Genomic DNA, 21,749 nt, shown 5'->3' with positions numbered 1-21,749 from the left:
AGGCTTATTCCTTTAAAAAATTATTTAGGTGTACTCAGGAACAGCAGCTCTTTCTGAATCAGACTCCGTTCCAGCGAATCATTATTCAAATGCGATACATAGCGCTGATATAATTCCATGGCTTGCTGTGGCTGGTTTATTACGTATTGGTAATATCCCCCCATAAAGAATACCGTCTGGGTTACCGCATCAGCTTTTTCCTCTACCCGGTTGAAAGTGATACCGTCGATCAGCTGAAATATTTCCTTTGCGCTACTTTTCCCGGCATAAATATCTGCGATGGCCGACTCATATGCAGAAGACCACTTATAATTTGCAACCTTGTCAGTCAGCTTTCGTTGTAGTGCCGCCTTACCTCCACCTCCCTGATAGGTTCTGGCGGTTAACCATAAATCCCACAAGTGGGCATAATCTTGTTCACGTCTGTTACCGTCTTGCTGCAGTAAATTAAATGCTCGCTGAGCCTCTCCATAACGCCCCAACGCAGCCAGATTAACAGCAGAAGGTACGGCAATGTCCTTTGATATCTCAGTCCCTTTCAGCACATCATATTTCTGACGTGCATCACTGTGATAACCGGTAAGATCATCGTTAATCGCCTGCTGGAATATTACCGCAGGCGTTTTGTCATTAGCCGTAGCCACACAGGTAAATAAGGAAAACAGCAGAACACTCAGTACTTTTCTTACTGAGTTTTTATCAGGTAATATAAACATAATATTTCTATCCCAGAGTGCGTCGTCTTAATAAAAGCCATCAGCGATTTTTCTTTTAATAATTAAAAGAATGAAAAATCATCCATTGTTAATAACTGACATGACGTTCAAAGCATCATTTTCAGCGTATATCGATATGCCAGAGTCCTGTTAGAATCGCAATCCAGCAGACCACATTCCATTAATCATTCTGGAAATAAGTTTATTTATAAAATTATTTTTTAGGAGACTATTTATTTAGCTAAAAGATGAAAGCCCCTTTTCTATTAACAGGTTTATTTTAGGCAAGATACTCGAAAAAATGATAATTGTTTTAACCGATCAATTAAATCGATATGATAGTTAATGACTATTATAATTTATTAATCGATCGTTAAGTTCTATTACCATTTTTAGGTATTTATCGGCAACCCTAGTATCACTCTGCAAAAAAATAAAAATAACCAATTGAAATTTAATGCAAACCACAAAAAAAACAAAATAAAATAAATAAGTAACATCATAAATAGTTAATAAAAAAAATAATAACTCATGGAATTAAATACACAGTAAAAAATATCACGCTAAATATATAAAAAAATTTCACTCGTAATTTCATATTAAAAAACACTCAAATAAGATTAATTTTTTGTGTTTACATTAAAAACACCAGACTGAGAATTCTATTTAGTAACACTATTTTAAACATCCTGCCAACTCATCACCTTCTCAATATCCATTTTAAGTTCATTGATAAAATCAATTAGAATGCAACTCAACTAGCTATACATTTCTATTCTCCCTAACACAAAAGCCTAGGTGAAAATCTCTTCCTCTTATGCCAGAAAAGTGAATAAAAGAACCACAGCCACAACTAATCATTGGCCAAATCTGAAATCAATACTCAATCTTTCAGGTCATAATTAAGGTAGTAAAAAATGTATGAAAGCAAAGGTAAATACTGGCTGAGCGGGTGAATGAAATGTTAACAATGAAATGATTGCAGACACGACCGGTAGAGAGGAATCGGGAGAGAAAGAGGATGAATGAGCAGTCGATATTAATAATGCGCCTGCTGGCGCTAAAATACAAAACGCCCGATGAAATACATCGGGCGTTTTAAAAGCAGAGAAAGTGTCAGATTATAGCAACACTGCTACCTAACTTGCTTATTCAGCAAACCGAGTTTTTCTACCCGCGACATCTTTTAACCAAGCTGCGACGCGCTGCTGCTGTTCTTCACTCAGCCACATACCTAACTTGGTACGACGCCAAATCACATCGTCCAGCTCCAGAGCCCATTCTTTAGCTACCAGATATTCCAGCTCGGCTTCATACAGGTCATGACCGAAGTCTTCACCCAAATCAGCCAAACTGTTTTTGTTTTCCAGCAGCATTTCGGTACGTGAACCATAAGTCTGGGCATAGTGAATAGCCAGCGTATCAGGTAACCAATCGTGCTTACGGCGCAGCTGAGCCGCATAGCTATTGCGATCGGTACCCATATCACCACCAGGCAGTACACCGTTTTTGGTCCATGCTGGGCCGATACCCGGATAATAATGAGCTAACTTCTCCATCGCGTGTTCAGCCAGCTTACGATAGGTCGTCAATTTACCGCCGAATACTGATAGCAACGGTGCTTTGCCAGCGTCATCAGCAACTTCCAAAGTATAATCACGAGTTACCGCCTGAGCAGAATCAGACTCATCATCACACAGTGGGCGAACGCCAGAATAGGTCCAGACAATATCATCTTTGTTCAGCTGCTTTTTAAAGTGATCGTTATACACTTTCAGCAGGTAATTCACTTCATTATCGTCAATCTTCACATCATGCGGGTCGCCATGATATTCCACGTCGGTCGTACCGATAATGGAGAACTCACCCAACCATGGGATAACAAAAACAATACGGTTATCTTCATTCTGTAAAATATACGCTTGTGGCTGATTGTGTACTTTTGGTACCACAATATGGCTGCCTTTAATCAAGCGAATACCGCGTGGTGATTTTAGCTGTAGGCCATCATCATAGAACTGTTTCACCCATGGGCCGGTCGCATTCACTAAGCCTTTGGCACGCCAAGTCAGGGTTTCACCGGTGGTTTCATCATAAGCTTCCACTACCCAGATACCCTCTTCACGCCAGGCGCGGGTCACTTTGGTACGGGTACGTACTTCACCACCGCGCTCAACCACTTCCTGAGCGTTCAGAACGACCAAGCGGGCATCATCCACCCAACAGTCAGAATATTCAAAGCCACGGGTCAACTCCGATTTTAACACCGAGTCCGGGCCAAACTTCAGACCGTTACTGGATGGCAGACTGGTTCGTTTGCCCAAATGATCGTACAGGAACAAACCAGCACGAATCATCCATGCCGGACGTAAATGCGGCTGGTGAGGCAAGCGGAAGCGTAATGGGAACGCAATATGTGGCGCTAAGCGCAGCAGCACTTCCCGCTCGGCCAATGCTTCACTGACCAGACGGAACTCATAATGCTCCAGATAGCGTAATCCACCATGAATCAACTTCGAACTAGCCGAGGAGGTTGCGCAGGCTAAATCCCGGGCTTCCAACAGTAGAACGGAAAGCCCACGTCCGGCAGCATCAGCTGCAATACCTGCACCATTGATTCCACCGCCGATAACTATTAGGTCTTTGGTTTCCATTCTATTACCTCTTTATGCTCGCAAGAGCTCATAATGTTCGATTTCGAGCATTATTGTAGACAAAAGCAATCAGCTTAGCTAGCAATTAACCAAATAAAAACATTTTCGCGTGATCCAGATAACATTAAAACCACAATAAATTAAAGGGTAATTTGCTGCTTTATAGAAGATTATTATTTGACCGATAAGTTACCTATAGACATACCTGCCATAAAGTACAAGGTTATTGATGGTCTATATCACAGCAAAGAACCGCCGTAAGGCAGTGGTTGAGGTAAAAAAGTGGATTAGAGATAAAAAACAGGAGGGAAAATCAGCAGATAACCCGTAAAAAATAGGGGCTACCTGCTGATAGCTTAATTAGCAGAGTTCCAGCTTCACATCGTACTGTTTGATAATACTCATTACGCTGGCTGGCGGCTCTTCATCGGTAAACAGATAATCAATCAGCCCCATATTGCCTAAGTTGACCATCGCATTACGGCCAAATTTGGAGTGGTCGGTTACCAACATCACGCTACGTGAATTCTCAATGATTGCCCGCTTGGTACGTACCTCATGGTAATCAAACTCCAGCAGGCTACCGTCCATATCAATACCGCTAATGCCCAGAATGCCGTAATCCAAACGAAACTGGGAAATGAAATCCAACGTCGCTTCGCCAATAATACCGCCATCACGAGAGCGCACTTCACCACCGGCTAGAATCAAACGGAAGTCGGGTTTACCGGTCAATAAGGTCGCCACATTCAGGTTATTGGTCACCACCCGTAAGTTTTTATGGTTGAGCAGCGCGTGAGCCACGGCTTCTGGCGTAGTACCGATATCAATAAACAAAGTGGCGCCGTCTGGAATATGAGCGGCTACGCGCTCAGCAATACGGGCTTTCTCGGCCAACCACATCACTTTACGATCGTGATAGGCGGCATTCACCGCGGAACTTGAAGGTAAAGCGGCCCCGCCGTGATGACGTTGAATTTTGTTTTGATCGGCTAACTCATTCAAATCGCGACGAATCGTCTGCGGACTAACGCTAAAATGTTCTACCAGCTCTTCGGTACTGACATAGCCATGCTTACGCACCAGATCAATAATAGACTCATGTCGTTGAGTTTGTTTCACATCGAGACCCTAAACGCGTTTATCCTGACGCGCCCTTTGTTATTGTTTATTAATACCTTTTAGAAGCTCGGGTATCCCACCATGCCAAAGCCAAACCGACGGCTAATCCACCCACATGGGCGGCATTGGCTACCGAAATACCAAACATATCGAAGTAGCCTGCAATTAACCATACGATGGCAAATACCATTAATGAACGCTGCATAAAGACGCCACGCTCCGGCGCACGCTCACCGGACAACCAGCAATATCCCATTAATGCATAGACCACACCGGACAAACCACCGAACAAATGGCCGCTAAATACCGCTTGTCCATATCCGGATAAAATAGCCGATAGCAGCGTTATCTCTAATAATTTTCCAGTACCAAGGCGTTTTTCCAACGGCCCACCAAGATACCACCACCACACCAAATTAAAGAGAATATGTAACAGAGAAAAATGTAAAAAAGCATGGCTAACCCAGCGCCATACCTGAATATATTGGCTGCTGTCCGCCGGATAGGCAAGTAAGTTCAGTAAAGTTTCATCGCCAAAAATCTGCATCAAGATATAAACAACAACACAGATAGCAATAACCGCAAACGTCAACGGGCCAGCCTGTTGGCGCAGTGTCGATAGGGTATCAGAACGATGATAGGTAATATTGGCATCCAGATCCCCTGACTGCCAACTGGCTGCCAAATAGCGCGGATCGGTAGGATTATGAATAAACTGCTCCAGTTCCTGACGAACCATAGGTTCCGCACTTTCATCAGCTAACCATAGCTCCACCTGATCGTGCTGGTGACGCATTTCAATATCGACGTTAAGGGTCGCCATATAGTCAACAAAGGCCTGAGCCATACGAGGATTAGAGAAAGCAATTAACTGAAGCATCTACACTCACTTAAAGATTAACCCAACAATTTAGGTAAAGAATAGCCAGTCTGACAATATATCATCCAGTGATATGTCAGCCATTGAAGCATTAGTTACGCAATAAACTTATTGATACCGGCATAATTTATCACATTAAACCTTATCCTATTAGAGGTTATCTTAATAACGCCGCCTCTAATCATAGATAGACTCAAGTAAATCCGGTAGAAATGAAAGATGTAGGCTGGATGGAGGTTGAGTTGGCTATCGGGTAATCGCCCAATAGCCTTAAAAACCAGTAAGACTAAGACGTGATGATATTCTGCGGATAATGACGCTGCCAGGACTCAAAGCCACCTTCAACGCTATATACTTCTTCAAACCCCTGATTAACCAAGTACTGGGCAGCCCCTCGGCTACTGATGCCGTGATAACACATCACCAAAATAGGATGACTGAAGTCGGTCTGCTGCATAAACCCATTCAGGGTAGAGTCTGTCAGGTGTATCGCTTCAGGTACATGGCCTGACTGAAAGCTGTGGGCATCGCGAATATCGACTAATGATACCTCGCCCTGTTGTAAACGCTTAAAAGCATCATCGATGCTAATTGTGCCGAACTGTTCCATAATCTCGCCATACCATAGTAAAACACTCAACTATTATAGCGGTATTTTGAATATCAGGTATAGATCTGAATACACCATTTTCAGGCAATAAAAAAGGCGGCTTAATTAAGCCACCTTTTCTCAACTCAGCATCAAAGCTCGATTATGCTTCAATCGCCACACGCAGTTTTTTCATGGCGTTCTTTTCAAGCTGACGTACACGCTCGGCAGACACACCATAACAGTCAGCGAGTTCCTGTAATGTTGCTTTTGTCTCATCATTATTGAGCCAGCGAGCACGTATAATATGCTGACTACGATCGTCCAAGCCGCTCAGAGCCTGAGTCAGCTTATCTGCTGCGTCGTTGTCCCAGTTTTCATCTTCAATGCTTTCAGCAAAATCAGACGTTTTATCTTCCAGGAACATCGCTGGAGCCACAGCGCTGTTTTCATTGTCTTCATCAGGAGAAATATCAAAAGCCATGTCCTGTGCCGCCATGCGGGATTCCATTTCAAGTACATCTTTACTTGAAACCCCCAGCTCACGGGCAACCAGTTCAACTTCATCCTGACTAAACCAGCCTAAACGCTGCTTAGACTTACGCAGATTAAAGAACAGCTTACGCTGAGCTTTAGTGGTAGCAATCTTTACGATGCGCCAATTGCGCAATACGTATTCATGAATTTCAGCTTTAATCCAGTGAACCGCAAAGGAAACCAGACGAACGCCAACTTCCGGATTAAAACGACGAACCGCTTTCATCAGGCCAATGTTACCTTCCTGGATCAGATCAGCCTGAGGTAATCCATAGCCTGAATAGTTACGAGCGACGTGAACAACAAAACGCAGATGGGACAGAATCAGCTTTTTCGCTGCCGCCAGATCGCCGTCATAATGCAGCCGTTCAGCCAGATCGCGTTCCTCATCCGCAGTTAACATCGGATAGGTATTGGCAGCCCTGATATAGGCCTCCAAACTACCTTGGGGAACCAGAGCCAAAGTTCGCATTTCTTTAGTCATTCAAACCCTCTCATAGAGAAATCAATTATTGGTAATTTTGATACTGTTTACCCGGATAATCCACCGGAACCAAACGTAAAGGGCTCTACCTTGCCGTTGTTGCTTACTCGTTTTTAGACTTGAATCTCAACCATAAGTTCCCTCTGATTGAGTCATTTTGTGCTGTATGTCATCAGATAATGCAGACGATGTTTATCTCTTTCAAACTATCCGGCACAACCCAAACCATAACAGCATCTCATCACGTAGCACAACTTTTATAGTATAACAAAATTAATTTATCTTGGTGTAAATTGGCGTAAATGTCGCACCGTTGCCAACCATGCCGCCACCCAACCAATCATGGCTGAAACCACCAGCAGTAACAGGCTTTCATCCCAGCTTAGGCCCTTGATGGAAAACAGTGTGCCAAACACCTTTGCCGTTTCCGCCACAGCGGAATCCAGCGACCAAACCAACGCCTGAGACATAATCAGCGACAATACGGCACCCAATAATCCCAGTAACATCCCGCCATTCAGGAACGGCCGTAGAATAAATCCGTCGGTAGCGCCGATCAATTTCATGATACTGATGGTATCGCGACGGCTGAAAATATTCAGTCGAACACTGTTACCAATCACCAAAAACACGGCAACTATCATTAATACCGCAATCGTACCGGCGATATTGCCGACCAGTTTGGTTAACGCCGATAAACGAGAGAACCAGCTATCATCGGTCTTCACATCGTTCACGCCCTGAATCTGGCGTATTTCTTCCCGCAGTTTTACCAAGGCATCCGAACTAAGAGCATCCGCTTTAGGGGAAACAATCGCCAACGCTGGCAGCGGATTATCGCTAAGCATATCCAGCGCACTACCAAAGCCTGACCACTCCCGGAATTCATTCAAGGCATTATCACGGGAAATATAGTTAACCTTCTCAACGCCACTCAACCCGTTAATCTGAGTGATAACGCCTGCTGCCGCCGACTCATCCAGTTTCTTATCCAGATAAATGGTAATTTGCGGCGTTGGGTACCACTGGGTTGCAGCCTGATTCACATTCTTCCATACCAAATAGCACAGGCTCGGCAGCGTCAACGAAATGGCAATCACCATAATCGTCAAAAATGTCGCCAGCGGCTGACGCAGCATATCAACAAAGGTATTTTGCCAGGCGTAGCGCCACTGTTCGCGCCATCCTCCGGTATTGCGAGACGGTATATTGGTTTTATTCCCCGCAGATGAAGCTTTTTTTACCTGACGATTAGTACCGCGCATCGGCATCCCCCCCGCTTAAACGACCATGGGAAAGCGTCAGCACTCGGTAAGAACGACTGGCAATTAGCCCGCTATCATGGGTGGCCATCAAAACCGTCACTCCGACTCGGTTAAACTCCTCAAACAACCGGAGAATACCGGCCGACAGTTCATCGTCCAAATTCCCGGTAGGCTCATCCGCCAATAATACCGAAGGTTTATTCACTACCGCCCGGGCAATACCTACTCGCTGTTGCTCACCGCCGGAAAGCTGTACTGGGAAACACTTGGCTTTATCCAGTAGCCCGACTTTATCTAACGCGGCGGAAGCACGACGACGGATCTCTTCTGGACTGGCGCCACAGATAATCATCGGCAATGAAACATTGTCATACACCGTGCGGTCGGCCAACAGATTATGATCCTGAAAAATCATACCGATCTGGCGGCGTAGAAAAGGCACTTCAGCATGCTTCAGGCGGCTGACATCGTGGCCGGAAAACCAGATGTGGCCATCGCTGGGGCGTTCAATACCACAAATCAGCTTAAGTAACGTACTCTTACCGGCACCGGAATGACCGGTTAAGAAAGCCATTTCAGCCTGTTGCAGATGGAAGTTAACCCCCTGCAATGCCTGCTGGCCGCCTAAATAAGCTTTGCTGACTTGTTCAAAACGAATCATCGTTTTAATCCTCTCGGGCGAAAAGCGCTTCTATAAAATCATCGGCTTGGAAAGGCCGTAAATCCTCAATACCTTCCCCTACCCCAATATAACGAATAGGTATACCAAACTGGTCAGCAACGGAGAAAATCACCCCGCCTTTTGCGGTACCGTCCAGCTTAGTTAAGGTAATTCCCGTCAAGCCAATGGCTTCATCAAATAGTTTAGTCTGGCTGATAGCATTTTGACCGGTACTGGCGTCAATCGTCAGCATAATTTCGTGTGGTGCATTCTCATCCAGCTTTTTCATCACCCGCACAATTTTCTTCAACTCTTCCATCAGGTGCGATTTATTCTGTAACCGCCCGGCTGTATCAGCAATTAATACGTCAACGCCGCGGGACTGCGCCGCCTGAATGGCATCAAAAATGACCGAGGCTGAATCTGCGCCAGTATGCTGTGCCACCACCGGGATTTTATTACGCTGTCCCCAGACCTGTAATTGCTCTACTGCTGCGGCGCGGAAAGTATCACCTGCGGCCAGCATGACAGATTTGCCTTCAGCCTGAAACTGACGAGCCAACTTACCAATAGTGGTGGTTTTACCTACACCGTTAACCCCAACCATTAAAATAACAAACGGCTTATGGCCGGTGACATCCAGCGGTTGCTCAACTTTTTGCAGAATATCTGCCATCTCTTCTTTTAGCTTGCCATACAGCGATTCCGCATCCTTAAGATCGCGGCGGCTGGCGTGTTCAGTCAAAGAAGCGATGATTTTACTAGTGGTATTGACGCCAACGTCGGCGATCAAGAGTTGTTCTTCCAGTTCTTCGAACAAATCATCATCAATTCGCTTACCGCGAAACAGACTGATAAAGCCAGAACCCAGATTCTGTTTAGTTTTTAACAGGCTGCGTTTTAAGCGAGCAAAGAAGCCTTCTTTGGTTGGTCTTTCCTGCTCTTGCTGTTCAAAAGAGTCCTCTAACGCTTGTTGCTCTTCTTCCTCGATAATCTGCTCGGGGTCTTCAGCATCGGTTCGCTGGGCCTCAGCGGCCAGAGCTTCATCGATTTCTTCATCTAATGATTCGGTCTGATTGAAAACCGGCTCATCAACCACATCAGTATCATCGTATTCAGCCTGTTCATTCTGTTCGCGAGCCGTTTCCACTTCATCATCTGTCGCGGTCAGTGCAACCTGCTGTTTAGCAGCCTGCGTCTCAATAACCTGAAAAGCCTGTTCACGAGGCTCAACCAACGGCGTTAACGGATCGTCATAAGTTTCCTCTGGCGCACCGGCTTCCGCCGTCTGTTCCAAATGGAGTTCTGGCGTAACATCGGTATCAGTGGCGGCGGCATCAGCATTAGCGCGATCGGTATGCTCAGAAATGGCATCGGTAACCGGTTCTGAAGCAGGTAATAAATCATCAGACTGTTGCTGTTCAATTTCTTGGGTTAATTCTTCCTGTTGCTTAACCTCTTCATCCTGACGGTTAAAGCCTAACCAGGAAAATAAACCGCGTTTTTTATTTTTTGCCATAGTTGTAACAACAACCTCCACCCTAGTATTACGCACACTTACAGATAGCTTAAGTCTAACACTCATCAAGGAATGATAGATATCAATTCGCTATTTGAATCACTGTTATCTCTGAAGCCTGATATTTTAACATCCATCGGATTAAAATCATGCAATCCTTACTCCCTCAATAAGATAAATAAGAGTTAATCCTCGGTGGCATCCATTCCTGCCAAACATCATTCACCGCCCTTTTGGCTAAAGCCGATTTTTAAATTGACCGGCTGCCGCTATAATAGCGATAGATTCTTCACATACCGTTAACCAATAGCAGAGCGTATGAGTAAAAAACCACAGCCACACAAAGCCGGACAGATACGGATTATTGGCGGACAATGGCGAGGCAGAAAGCTACCGGTGCCGGATAGTCCCGGCCTACGTCCAACCACCGACCGGGTACGTGAAACCCTGTTTAACTGGCTGGCTCCGGTACTTTATGATGCTAAATGTCTCGACTGTTTTGCCGGTAGTGGCTCACTAGGATTTGAAGCACTTTCCCGCTATGCCGGAGAAACGGTGTTACTAGAAGCCGAAAAGTCTATCGCTCAGCAATTACAAAAAAATCTGGCACTGCTTAATTCAGACAAAGGACAGGTCGTACATACCAACGCCCTTAACTGGTTGGCTCAACCGGGCAGCGCATTTAATGTGGTATTTCTCGATCCGCCTTTTCGCTGCGGTCTGTTACCCGACACCATCGCCTTACTGGAAAAACAGGGCTGGCTGGCTGATGAGGCCTGGATTTATCTCGAAGCGGAAACTGAGCACAGCAATCTAGACGTACCAACCAACTGGCGTTTACATCGTGAGAAAACCGCCGGGCAGGTTGCCTATCGCCTATACCATCGCCAGTCACTGAGCGTATTGGAACAACAGGAAGATGATGATGCTTAAACAAATCTTTATTAATCTGGGTCGCCTGTTAATGCTTGGCGTATGGGGATTCCTCCTGCTGAATTTATTTCAGCCGTTTCCCAGCCCGTTAAAGTACTTTATGCATGTCGCCATGGCCTTTATGTTTTTTATGCACGGCTTGCAATTAATGATGTTGAAATCAACCTTGCCTAAAGATGGGCCTAAAATCAGCGGTTGGCAGGAGTTTAAGATTTTTGTCTTTGGCGTATTTGAGCTGATCGCCTGGCAACAAAAAAATAAGCCATAAACCGCGTAAGCGCCCTAAACTTAGTCATAACAACATGGCAGAAAGATAACCGAGGGAAGAACTATGAGTTGGCCATTTTTAGCCGTGATTTTCTCAGGCTGGATATATATCGACTCCGCTTACCGTGGTCCTAAATGGCAATGTTGGGTATTTAAACCCGTCACCATGCTGTTGATGTTATTGTGGGCATGGCAGGCTCCGGAGCTGACCACCTTTAGCTATTTGATTATATTGGGTCTGTTAGCCAGCTTGGTGAGCGATATTGTCCAAATGCTCCCTCAGGAACGGATGCTATATACCGTGGGTGCGCTATTTATTTCCCACTTACTCTACACGCTGTATTTTGCCAGTCCGCTAAAGCTGAGTTTTTACTGGCCGCTGATTGTCATACTGTTTGTGGTTGGACTTGCCGTGATTCTGCTACTGTGGAATCGTCTGGAGGATATGCGTTGGCCGGTCGCCACTTATATCGCCATGACAGTCTTGATGGTATGGGTTGCTGCGGAAGGCTATCTTACTCAGCCCAGCGATATGAGCTTTAGCCAATTGGTTGGTAGCACACTGCTATTGGTTACCGCCATGATTTGGCTGACCAATCGCTATCGCCAGCCTTTTCAGGCGGCCAACGCCATTATCGCTGTCGGTTACTTCCTCGGTCACTTTATGATTGTCAGGTCATTACATATTTGACCCACCACTCTCAGAGTGAAACAACCTGGCTAGCGCTAGGCACTGCCCTTACGAATTAAATACCGATACGGTAATTGCTCGGTGTCTGCACCGAGCAATTCGTGATCCATAAACCGACAGAAACCCGGAATATCACGCGTCGTCGCAGGATCGTCAGCCACTATCAGCAAGGTTTGTCCGGCTTCCATATGGCGTACCGCTTTGCGCACCATCATTACCGGCTCAGGGCAGCGTAGCCCTAACGCATCAAGGGTTTTATCCGGATGGGTAAATAAATCAGTCATGAAAATCTCAAATCAATAGAATAGGGGCGATTACTAACCGCACTAGTTTAATACGATGGGTTATCAGTGCAAGCCAAGTTAATAAAAAACGTTTCCGCACCTTGGAACCGATAACGAATAAAAAACAGTCAAGGATTGCATTAATACCACAACTGAGTATCATTTGCCGTTCGCTTTATTGGGCGTATAAACTATTTTATCCATGCATAGGTTGGGTTCCCTCACCCCAACAGAGTGTTAATACTCAACTAAAAAGGTCAAAAAAATGTTTGAATTTTCACCTCAGCAGCGTCTGCGTGCGCTAATTTGGCTATCGTTTTTCCATATTCTGATCATTGCGTCCAGCAACTATCTGGTGCAGCTACCGATCAGTATTTTCGGTTTCCATACCACTTGGGGCGCATTCACGTTCCCATTTATTTTTCTCACCACTGACCTGACCGTTCGGGTGTTTGGCGCTCCGTTGGCGCGTAGAATTATTCTGGTGGTGATGATCCCGGCGCTGGCTATCTCTTATCTATTATCCACCTTATTCTATGATGGTTCATGGCAAGGCTATCAGTCGATTTATAGCTTCAATTTGGTGGTGGCCAGAATTGCCATTGCCAGCTTTATGGCTTACGTATTGGGTCAGATTTTAGATATTTATGTGTTCAATCGTTTCCGTCAGTTAAAAACCTGGTGGATCGCGCCCAGCGTATCGGCGGTATTCGGTAACTTAAGTGACACTATTGCCTTCTTCTCTATCGCTTTCTATAACAGCACTAACGCCTTTATGGCCGAAAACTGGGTAGAAATCGCGCTGGTAGACTATGCTTTCAAACTGATTATCTGTGCCCTGTTCTTCCTGCCAATGTATGGCATTTTATTGAATGTTTTGCTTAAGCGTTTGGTTCAAACCAACGCCTCGCCAAAGCTGTTGCACGGATAAAATTGGCAGATTATTTGGCGAGATAGCCATAGAAGTGATATTTTTATCCCGTTCATTTCATCCCAAAGCGTCAGCTTATCAATTTAAGGAAGTACCATGCAGAAGATAGTTAAGATTATAGGTCTGTGCCTGTTCGCCGCTAGCCTTGCCGCCTGTGACGGTGGTAAAGAGCAATCGACTCCAGCAGGAAATAGTGCTTCCACAGAACAGTCCGCTCAACAAATCAGCGCATTGGGTGGAAAAGTCAGCTTTACCGTACCAGATGGTCTACAGGATCAGAGCGGTAAAAATACCTCTCAAACCACCAATATGGCGGTCTACGCCGATAATAATGCACAGAAAATGCTGATTGTTATTAGCAGCTCCATGCCGGGTGATTCTCTGGAAAACCTGCTTACCCGCATGGAAGACCAACAAAAAATGCGCGATAGCGAACTGGTCGTGATCAAAAAAACCAACGTAGAAGCCAGCGGTCAACAATTACAGCGTCTGGATACTGCCATCAAGATTGATGGTAAAAAGAACTTCTCATCTACGCTGTTAGGCCAAATTGATGATCAGCTACTAACCATGCAGATTACCTACCCAATTGACCAGCAGGCTGACGCAGAAAAAGCGGTGGATAAATTCATCAGCTCTCTGAAAATTAAGCAATAAGATTCTTAACTTCATCATAAAAATATAAAAAGAGGGCGATCAAACGATCGCCCTTAGATTAATGAGAAAATTCTAATACACTCAATCGACGGGAGAGACGGGCGTGGGGGTCGTAGCTGGCTTGCCAGCCGGAGTGCCCGTAGCCCGGCTAGGCCCGACGCACTCTGTGGCTGAGTATGGATGATCTTCTATCTGAGCACTAAAGAGAAATATTCTTGCAAATTAGCCGGACGCAGGACAAGTAGTAACTACTGAATCCAACTTGAAACGCTATACTAGAAATCTTAAGGCGATCAAACGATCGCCCTTATTCATCACAAACTCATACCTGTAACCCAATCATCAATCCTCATCAGCCAATGCCTGCGCCAATAACGTGATTGGATGCTCACAACGTTTACTGGTGGACATTTCGATCTGCCATTTACAGGTTTCACAATCGGTCACCACAAAGTCCACGCCGCTCTCTTCAATTTGGCGGAATAGCGAAGCGCCAATGCCCTGCGAGGTTTCATAATTCTCTTTTTTAAAGCCATACGTACCGGCAATACCGCAGCACTGAGATTCAAGCACTATCAACTCAACGCCGGGAATACGCTCCAATAATGCCAGCGTGTATGCGGTCCACCCCATCTTCTCCATATGGCAAGGCGTATGATAGGCAATGCGCATTGGCGTATGCTTCAGCTTCAGTTCCCTACCCTCAGACAGCAAACGATAAAGATAGCGTGTCGCCAGCTCAACCTGCTCACGCACTGGCGTGGTATCGATACCCAACAGGTGCGGATATTCATCCCGCAGGGTAAAGGTACAGGTTGACGAGGTGGCTACCACCGGCATGCCTTTGCCAATCACCGCATCAACTAGCGAATCCGCGTTTACTCTGGCCTGCTTTTTAGCCTGATCGATAAAACCATTGGCAATTAGTGGCACACCGCAGCACTTTTCTCGCTTCAACAGTTGAACGCCAATTCCCATATTATTGAATACGCGAACTAAATCTTTCCCCAGTTGCGGATGGTTGTAGTTAACAAAGCAGCCGTGAAAAAACGCAATCTGTTCATCAAACTTCTGTTGTTCCGCTGCCTGCTTACGGTACCAATGACGGAAAGTGCCAAAAGAGTATTTTGGCAACTGACGGCGGTGGTCGATTTTTAGTGCGCTGTCCAACAGCTTTTTAACCGGCTTCAAACCAACGGCCGCATTCACGACGGGGGCAAACGGAGTAGACAGCGAGCCCATCAAGTCGGTATTACTCAGAATAGCGTCCCGCAGCTTAAACTTAGGTTTACTGTAGTTAATACGCGCCCGCTGGATAATATCGCCAATTTTCACGTCGGATGGGCAGGCAACTTCACAGCGCTTGCAGTTAGTGCAGTACTTCAATGCCTCATCAAATAAGGCAGGATCCTTCAAACGTAAACGCTCACCGTCCGGCCCAGCCTGTTTCGGCCCCGGATAGTTAGGATTCACCTTGGCTACCGGGCAATAAGTGGTACAAACGGTACATTTAATGCAGCTTTCAAAGCTGTTATCCGATGTCAGGCTCATGCTGCCACCTCCGCCAAAGCGAGAATCTGTTGTGCGACATATTGCGCAGTGACCAGAGACACACCGGCACCGCATCCCTGCTGTAACGGGTCATAACCCCCTAATACCGCGCCAATAATATAAAGGTTACTAAGTGGCTTACCATCAACCGTACCACGTAGGGTTTGATCGGTTTTAACACCAAAACGCAGGTAAGGCTGAGGAGAGAACATATTTTCCTGAGTCCAGTCGCCTCGTTGACTGGCATCTAATACGTCCAAGCCAAAAACTGGCTCATAAATTCGGTCAAACTCGGCAATTAAACCATTGCTAAAGAAGCTGCCGCTGGCTAGCACCACCTGATCCGCCACCACCGGAATATCGGTATGATTACGGGTATATATTTTCTTAACGCACTGCCCGTCTATCTCTGCGCGCAGCACTGAATCACCCGGCATAAACTGACCACCAAGCTGTTGGAAGCGACGACGCAACGCCTGATGCATACGAATACCCAGCAAAGATGGCGGTAACGTTGGCACTAACATCACCGGCTTACCAACTCTGGCGCATAATAGCGATACGGACTTCGCGTTTTCCAAGCCAATACACGCCGGTAAAATCACCGCATCAACATCATCAGCCAAACGAACTAACTCTTCAGCTAACAGTTCGGTATTTTCCGGCAGATCCAATACGCGAGAAATATTAGTGGCGCGAAACTCACTGGGATTATTACGCAAACGATCGAGAGCCGGAACATGCAGATAATCAGTGGTAACCTCAATGCCCTGTTCAGCCAATGAACCCGCCGCTAACTGTGGCTGAAAATCCAGAAAACCCTCAATACCGACAACAGCAATGCGCTTCCACGGTAGCGGGCGATTAATCGCCGCCGTTGGTACCTCAACCGGACTCAACCAAGTCGCGCGTAATGTGCCCAGCGGCGTAACCCGCAAATGGTTATGATCAATACTACCGTTAAAGTGTAAACCGCAATCCTGCAACAAGCGCTCAGCCTGCCCCGCCATCTGCTTCACGCATTCGGCACCTAACAGCGAATAGGGATGTTCTGGCGAATGTTTTGCCAGTTCAGCCAGCGCATCCAAAGGGTTATCGATCGCTGAGCCATCCGGCCTATAGCTTAAAAAATCCAGTGAACCGGACGAAAAATGCAGGGCACTTTGCCCGGCACTAATAATAGCGCAGCGTTTGCCCTGCTCAGCCAGTTGAATACCACAGGTCAAACCGGCTAAACCACCGCCAATAATAGCGACATCAAATTTCATCATTTTTCTCCGTCACGGACGATGCATCTATCCCACACAGCCCCAGATAAACCCAACTGGTAAACTCACTTTCACGCAGCGCATCTCCCCAGGCGATTGGCCTAACGCCTTTCCAACGCTCATTCAGAAAAGTGGAAAGCTGAGTCAACGACTGCTGAGGAGATGAAATTTTGAAGCGATTCAATAAGCCAGCGGCGCGGCAAGCACACAGCTCACCCTGACAGGTCCCCATCCCAACGCGGGTACGGCGACGCAAATCAATCAGATTATTGACGGTTAAGGATTCAACCGCATAACGCACTTCACCAGCGGTGACCGCTTCGCATTCACACACTAAACTGTTATCTAAACGCCCATTCGCCATCAGTTGAGTTGCCCGATCGCCGTGGCGATAAACCGCAGAACCTCGAATAGTCGACGGCAGGGAAACCACCTTACGCAGCGTCTCTTCGGCAGAATGGCGTGAACCCGGTAGCGCTTCTTCTGCGGTGGTACATTTTCCGCTGTGCCCCAGCTTTTCACACACTTTATCAGTGGCCCATTCAGCCATCAGGCGGTAGGTCATTAGCTTGCCACCGGTAATGGTCACAAACCCTTCCAGACCATCGCGCACAGCGTGATCCAGTAAGACAATACCGCGACTCACGTTACGTCCTGACGGATCATCATCACTGGCCACCAGCGGACGAACCCCGGCATAGGCGCGTAGAATTCGAGTGTGAGCCATTCTCGGTGACAGCTTGGTACCTTCACGAATCAGAACATCCACCTCTTCCGGCGTAACAATCATATTGTCAATTTGGTCGTAAGGAATTCGCGTTGAGGTTGTGCCAATTAATGAAATGGTATCTCCCGGCACCAGAATATCGGCGTCCGCCGGCTTGCGGCAGCGGTTAATCACCATATTGTTGATTCGGTGCCCCATAATAAGTAGCGCACCTTTGGCCGGGAACATACGAACGCGTAAATCGGCGTATTCGGCAATATGCTGCCCCCATATTCCCCCAGCATTCACCACAATGGAGCCATAAATATCTTTGGTTTCTTTCTGGTAATGGTCAAAAACCTTCACACCGGTTACGCGATCGTTATGACGAATCAGGCCAATGACCTCATGGTAGGTCAACACTTCTGCACCGTGTTCACGCGCATCCAACATATTGGCCGCGGTCAGGCGGAATGGATCGACGGTACCGTCGGGAACCTGTACCGCCCCCAACATATCTGGGTTAGCTGACGGCTCTAAGCGTAATGCTTCTTTGGGATCCAGAGCCTTGGCGTCAATGCCCGCAGCCTGACAGGCTTGAATAAACGTTGCCTGAAATGACATATCATCTTCCGGCAGGGTCAGAAACAGACCATTGGTCGGCTCTACGCAGTGACGGGCGATGCGTTTTAAAATTTTGTTTTCTTCTATACACTCACGGGCCGATTCCGCATCCGTAACCGCATACCGAGCACCGCTATGCAATAAGCCATGATTGCGGCCGGTCGCGCCGGTGGCAATATCATAACGTTCAAGCAAAACGGTACGTAATCCACGACGGGCGCAGTCTCTGGCAACGCCAGCACCTGTCGCTCCACCACCAATGATGATGACATCCGTCTCGTTCGAGGAAAAACCGCTCATTGACTTTTGCTCCCGGTCTTATTCTGTCAATTCAGAAAATTCTCATACTGCTATTTACGCACACATTGCAGGGGAATTGTTTGATAAGGAGCAAATTCGAGCACAATAAAAAGATAAACGCTCAAAAAAGAACATTTTCGTGATGCGCATCACATCAAATATGTAAATTAGCGCCCAAAAAAGTTATAGAAATGATACATTCCGCGCCACGAAAGTAAAAAAATCGTATAATTCGCGTCAGGTCACATATCATCTGGCAATAAACAGATAATATAGTGAGCGATAAAGAAAAAATGTGAGCGTATTTATGGCGACTCACTCTAAAAACATACTCATACGAAAATATAGAGATGAATCACTGCCAGTGGAGGCATAATGTTAAGTATATTTAAACCCGCGGCACATATTGCGCGACTCCCTAAGGATAAGATAGATCCCACCTATCGCAAACTGCGTTGGCAGATTTTCATGGGGATCTTCTTCGGCTATGCGGCGTACTATCTGGTTCGTAAGAACTTTGCTTTGGCAATGCCTTATTTGGTCGAACAAGGTTTCAGCCGCGGCGATCTGGGCTTTGCCCTGTCAGGCATCTCAATTGCTTATGGTTTCTCTAAATTCATCATGGGTTCGGTATCAGACCGTTCTAACCCAAGAGTATTCTTACCGGCGGGCCTGATCTTAGCCGCGCTGGTCATGTTGGTTATGGGCTTTGTTCCATGGGCAACCTCCAGCATTATGGTGATGTTTGTCCTGCTGTTCGCCTGTGGTTGGTTCCAGGGTATGGGTTGGCCTCCATGTGGTCGTACTATGGTGCACTGGTGGTCCCAGAAAGAGCGCGGTGGTATCGTCTCAATTTGGAACTGTGCTCATAACGTCGGCGGTGGTATTCCTCCTTTATTATTCCTGTTGGGTATGGCTTGGTTTAACGACTGGAAAGCGGCGTTCTACATGCCAGCTCTGGGCGCCATTGTCATCGCGATTATTGCCTTCGCTCTAATGCGTGATACCCCTCAATCTTGTGGTTTACCACCGATTGAAGAGTATAAAAATGACTACCCACCGGATTACTCCGAAGAAGCGGAAGAAGAACTGACTGCAAAAGAAATTTTCATGAAGTATGTCTTCCCTAATAAACTGTTGTGGTATATCGCCATCGCTAACGTATTCGTCTATTTACTGCGTTACGGTATTCTGGACTGGTCACCAACTTATCTGAAAGAAGTTAAGCATTTCGCACTGGATAAATCATCCTGGGCCTACTTCCTGTACGAGTATGCAGGTATTCCGGGTACATTACTGTGTGGTTGGATGTCGGATAAAGTCTTTAAAGGCAACCGTGGTGCAACCGGTGTGTTCTTTATGGTTCTGGTTACTATCGCCACTGTCGTTTACTGGATGAACCCAGCCGGCAACCCTGGCATCGATATGGCTTGTATGACCGTTATCGGCTTCCTAATCTATGGTCCGGTTATGTTAATCGGTCTGCACGCTCTGGAACTGGCTCCGAAGAAAGCCGCTGGTACTGCTGCGGGCTTCACCGGTCTGTTCGGTTATCTGGGCGGTTCTGTTGCCGCTAGCGCCATCGTAGGTTATACCGTTGACTTCTTCGGTTGGGATGGCGGCTTTATGGTAATGATCGGCGGTAGCTGCCTGGCAGTTGTGCTGCTGGTACTGACTATGATCAGCGAAAACAAACATAAAGCTGAAATGCTGGCTAAACACTCAGCATAATCAGATTATCGTTGCACTATCGGCAGCAGCCTGGTGCAACTTAAAATAAGTAGTTCAAAACAATACCCGCGGACGTCACAAAAATGTCATCTTCCGCGGGTATTATCACCACCAGTTATTCAACTGATACTAATAAAAAAATAAGCCATACACTGAAAAACGCGCTGCATAAGTAGCGGGGTCTCTGGTGTTCTCCCCCTACCTATATTCTTACCTATGTCATTAAAATATGGAGAAAAAACTTATGAAAATAGGTTTTAAAACGCTACTAACAGGAATCGTACTGAGTATGTCTCTTGCTTCAGCCGCCGATGCCACCGAAAAGAACCATAAGACCGACAAAATTGTTATTGCTCACCGCGGCGCCAGCGGCTATCTGCCTGAACATACTTTACCGTCGAAAGCGATGGCCTATCAGCAAGGTGCCGATTTTCTTGAGCAAGATCTGGTCATGACCAAAGATGACCATCTGGTTGTATTACACGATCATTATCTGGACCGCGTGACCGACGTGGCCGAGCGCTTTCCTGACCGTGCCCGCAAAGATGGCCGCTATTACGCCATCGACTTTACGTTGGATGAAGTGAAATCCTTAAAATTTACCGAAGGCTTTGATATTAAAGACGGTAAAAAAGTGCAGTCTTATCCGGGGCGTTTCCCGATGGGCAAATCTGATTTCCGTATTCATACCTTCGAAGAAGAAATTGAGTTTATTCAGGGTTTAAACCACTCCACCGGTAAAAACATCGGTATTTATCCAGAAATTAAAGCACCGTGGTTCCACCGCAGCGAAGGCAAAGATATTTCGGTGAAAACCCTCGATGTATTGAAAAAGTATGGTTATACCAAGAAAAGCGATAACGTTTATCTTCAATGCTTTGACTTCAACGAACTGAAACGCATTAAAACCGAGCTGATGCCAAAAGCAGGCGTTGACCTGAAACTGGTTCAGCTTATTGCCTTCACCGACTGGCAAGAAACCTTTGAACCAAATGCGGAAGGTAAGCTGGTGAATTACAGCTATGACTGGATGTTCCAGCCGGGCGCCATGAAAGAAATCGCTAAATATGCGGACGGTATTGGTCCTCAATATCCGATGTTGCTGGATGTTAAAGCCTCTAAACCCGGTGACGTAAAACTTTCTTCAATGACCAAAGATGCCCATAACAGCGGTATGGTTGTTCACCCTTATACCCTGCGCGCGGATGCCCTACCCGCCTATGCGACCAGCATGAACCAGCTACTGGACATTATGTATAACCAAGCGAAGGTTGACGGTCTGTTCTCCGACTTCCCGGATATGGCCGTGCAGTTCCTGCAAAAAGAGGGGCAGCATAAATAATCCATCCGGCAGCGTAGCGCTTAAGCATTACGCTGCC

Annotated in this window: 20 protein-coding genes; 7 read left to right on the top strand and 13 right to left on the bottom strand. The window is 46.4% G+C overall.

Annotation, left to right across the window (positions count from 1 at the left end):
- Positions 1-20: 20 nt before the first annotated feature.
- The 9 genes from EL341_RS00865 to ftsY form a co-directional block, all read right to left on the bottom strand.
- Positions 21-716, bottom strand: coding sequence for a hypothetical protein (locus tag EL341_RS00865; RefSeq protein ID WP_074823937.1), 696 nt, complete (start codon positions 714-716; stop codon positions 21-23).
- 1,148 nt (positions 717-1,864) lie between these two features.
- Positions 1,865-3,370, bottom strand: a complete 1,506-nt coding sequence (glpD, locus tag EL341_RS00860) for a glycerol-3-phosphate dehydrogenase (RefSeq protein ID WP_047779628.1) — start codon at positions 3,368-3,370, stop codon at positions 1,865-1,867.
- A 360-nt stretch (positions 3,371-3,730) separates the two neighbouring features.
- Positions 3,731-4,492, bottom strand: coding sequence for a DeoR/GlpR family transcriptional regulator (locus EL341_RS00855; protein WP_047779627.1), 762 nt, complete (start codon positions 4,490-4,492; stop codon positions 3,731-3,733).
- Between the two features lie 49 nt (positions 4,493-4,541).
- The gene (glpG, locus tag EL341_RS00850) at positions 4,542-5,372 is read right to left on the bottom strand and encodes a rhomboid family intramembrane serine protease GlpG (protein WP_047779626.1); all 831 of its coding nucleotides are present in this window, start codon (positions 5,370-5,372) and stop codon (positions 4,542-4,544) included.
- 286 nt (positions 5,373-5,658) lie between these two features.
- On the bottom strand, positions 5,659-5,982 hold the full coding sequence (glpE, locus tag EL341_RS00845) for a thiosulfate sulfurtransferase GlpE (protein ID WP_047779625.1): 324 nt from the start codon (positions 5,980-5,982) through the stop codon (positions 5,659-5,661).
- A 142-nt stretch (positions 5,983-6,124) separates the two neighbouring features.
- Positions 6,125-6,982, bottom strand: a complete 858-nt coding sequence (rpoH, locus tag EL341_RS00840) for an RNA polymerase sigma factor RpoH (RefSeq protein ID WP_047779624.1) — start codon at positions 6,980-6,982, stop codon at positions 6,125-6,127.
- A gap of 278 nt (positions 6,983-7,260) precedes the next feature.
- Positions 7,261-8,247: a permease-like cell division protein FtsX gene (gene ftsX, locus EL341_RS00835; RefSeq protein WP_126466791.1), complete on the bottom strand. Its 987-nt coding sequence runs from the start codon at positions 8,245-8,247 to the stop codon at positions 7,261-7,263.
- Complete coding sequence (gene ftsE / locus EL341_RS00830; RefSeq protein ID WP_047779623.1) at positions 8,234-8,908, bottom strand: cell division ATP-binding protein FtsE; 675 nt, start codon at positions 8,906-8,908, stop codon at positions 8,234-8,236. The genes ftsX and ftsE overlap by 14 nt, the downstream gene beginning before the upstream one ends.
- Positions 8,909-8,912: 4 nt before the next feature.
- Complete coding sequence (gene ftsY, locus EL341_RS00825; protein WP_126466789.1) at positions 8,913-10,427, bottom strand: signal recognition particle-docking protein FtsY; 1,515 nt, start codon at positions 10,425-10,427, stop codon at positions 8,913-8,915.
- Positions 10,428-10,745: 318 nt separating this feature from the next.
- On the opposite strand from ftsY, the gene rsmD reads away from it, so the two are divergent.
- The 3 genes from rsmD (at position 10,746) to EL341_RS00810 (ending at position 12,318) form a co-directional block, all read left to right on the top strand.
- Positions 10,746-11,360, top strand: coding sequence for a 16S rRNA (guanine(966)-N(2))-methyltransferase (rsmD, locus tag EL341_RS00820; protein ID WP_126466787.1), 615 nt, complete (start codon positions 10,746-10,748; stop codon positions 11,358-11,360).
- A gap of 4 nt (positions 11,361-11,364) precedes the next feature.
- Positions 11,365-11,628, top strand: coding sequence for a DUF1145 family protein (locus EL341_RS00815; protein WP_047782438.1), 264 nt, complete (start codon positions 11,365-11,367; stop codon positions 11,626-11,628).
- A gap of 63 nt (positions 11,629-11,691) precedes the next feature.
- Positions 11,692-12,318, top strand: a complete 627-nt coding sequence (locus tag EL341_RS00810) for a lysoplasmalogenase (protein WP_126466785.1) — start codon at positions 11,692-11,694, stop codon at positions 12,316-12,318.
- A 35-nt stretch (positions 12,319-12,353) separates the two neighbouring features.
- Here the strand turns inward: EL341_RS00810 and tusA are convergent, their stop codons facing one another.
- Entirely contained in the window at positions 12,354-12,602 is a 249-nt protein-coding gene (tusA, locus tag EL341_RS00805; RefSeq protein WP_047779619.1) for a sulfurtransferase TusA, read from the bottom strand.
- 265 nt (positions 12,603-12,867) lie between these two features.
- On the opposite strand from tusA, the gene EL341_RS00800 reads away from it, so the two are divergent.
- Both EL341_RS00800 and EL341_RS00795 read left to right on the top strand, forming a co-directional pair.
- Complete coding sequence (locus EL341_RS00800; RefSeq protein ID WP_074823917.1) at positions 12,868-13,533, top strand: 7-cyano-7-deazaguanine/7-aminomethyl-7-deazaguanine transporter; 666 nt, start codon at positions 12,868-12,870, stop codon at positions 13,531-13,533.
- Between the two features lie 96 nt (positions 13,534-13,629).
- Positions 13,630-14,190, top strand: coding sequence for a DcrB-related protein (locus EL341_RS00795; protein WP_047779617.1), 561 nt, complete (start codon positions 13,630-13,632; stop codon positions 14,188-14,190).
- A 342-nt stretch (positions 14,191-14,532) separates the two neighbouring features.
- Here EL341_RS00795 and glpC read toward each other — a convergent pair whose 3' ends face one another.
- From glpC to glpA, 3 genes are read right to left on the bottom strand one after another with little or no spacing between them, the layout of a single operon-like run.
- Positions 14,533-15,741 (bottom strand): anaerobic glycerol-3-phosphate dehydrogenase subunit GlpC, encoded by a 1,209-nt coding sequence (glpC, locus tag EL341_RS00790; RefSeq protein WP_047779616.1) that lies wholly within the window; start codon positions 15,739-15,741, stop codon positions 14,533-14,535.
- Positions 15,738-17,009 carry a glycerol-3-phosphate dehydrogenase subunit GlpB gene (gene glpB / locus EL341_RS00785; protein ID WP_047779615.1) on the bottom strand — a complete coding sequence of 424 codons (1,272 nt, stop codon included), beginning with the start codon at positions 17,007-17,009 and terminating at the stop codon, positions 15,738-15,740. Before glpB ends, glpC begins: the two co-directional genes overlap by 4 nt.
- Positions 16,999-18,639: an anaerobic glycerol-3-phosphate dehydrogenase subunit A gene (glpA, locus tag EL341_RS00780; RefSeq protein WP_047779614.1), complete on the bottom strand. Its 1,641-nt coding sequence runs from the start codon at positions 18,637-18,639 to the stop codon at positions 16,999-17,001. The genes glpB and glpA overlap by 11 nt, the downstream gene beginning before the upstream one ends.
- 375 nt (positions 18,640-19,014) lie before the next feature.
- Between glpA and glpT the strand changes: the two genes are divergently transcribed.
- Both glpT and glpQ read left to right on the top strand, forming a co-directional pair.
- Positions 19,015-20,370, top strand: a complete 1,356-nt coding sequence (glpT, locus tag EL341_RS00775; RefSeq protein WP_074823907.1) for a glycerol-3-phosphate transporter — start codon at positions 19,015-19,017, stop codon at positions 20,368-20,370.
- Between the two features lie 244 nt (positions 20,371-20,614).
- The gene (glpQ, locus tag EL341_RS00770; RefSeq protein WP_074823904.1) at positions 20,615-21,712 is read left to right on the top strand and encodes a glycerophosphodiester phosphodiesterase; all 1,098 of its coding nucleotides are present in this window, start codon (positions 20,615-20,617) and stop codon (positions 21,710-21,712) included.
- Positions 21,713-21,749 lie beyond the last annotated feature (37 nt).

The organism is Pragia fontium (genome assembly GCF_900638655.1).
Taxonomy (GTDB): Bacteria; Pseudomonadota; Gammaproteobacteria; order Enterobacterales; family Enterobacteriaceae; genus Pragia; species Pragia fontium.
The sequence above is the reverse complement of the archived record's forward strand: the minus strand, read 5'-3'. Positions and strand labels throughout refer to the sequence as shown.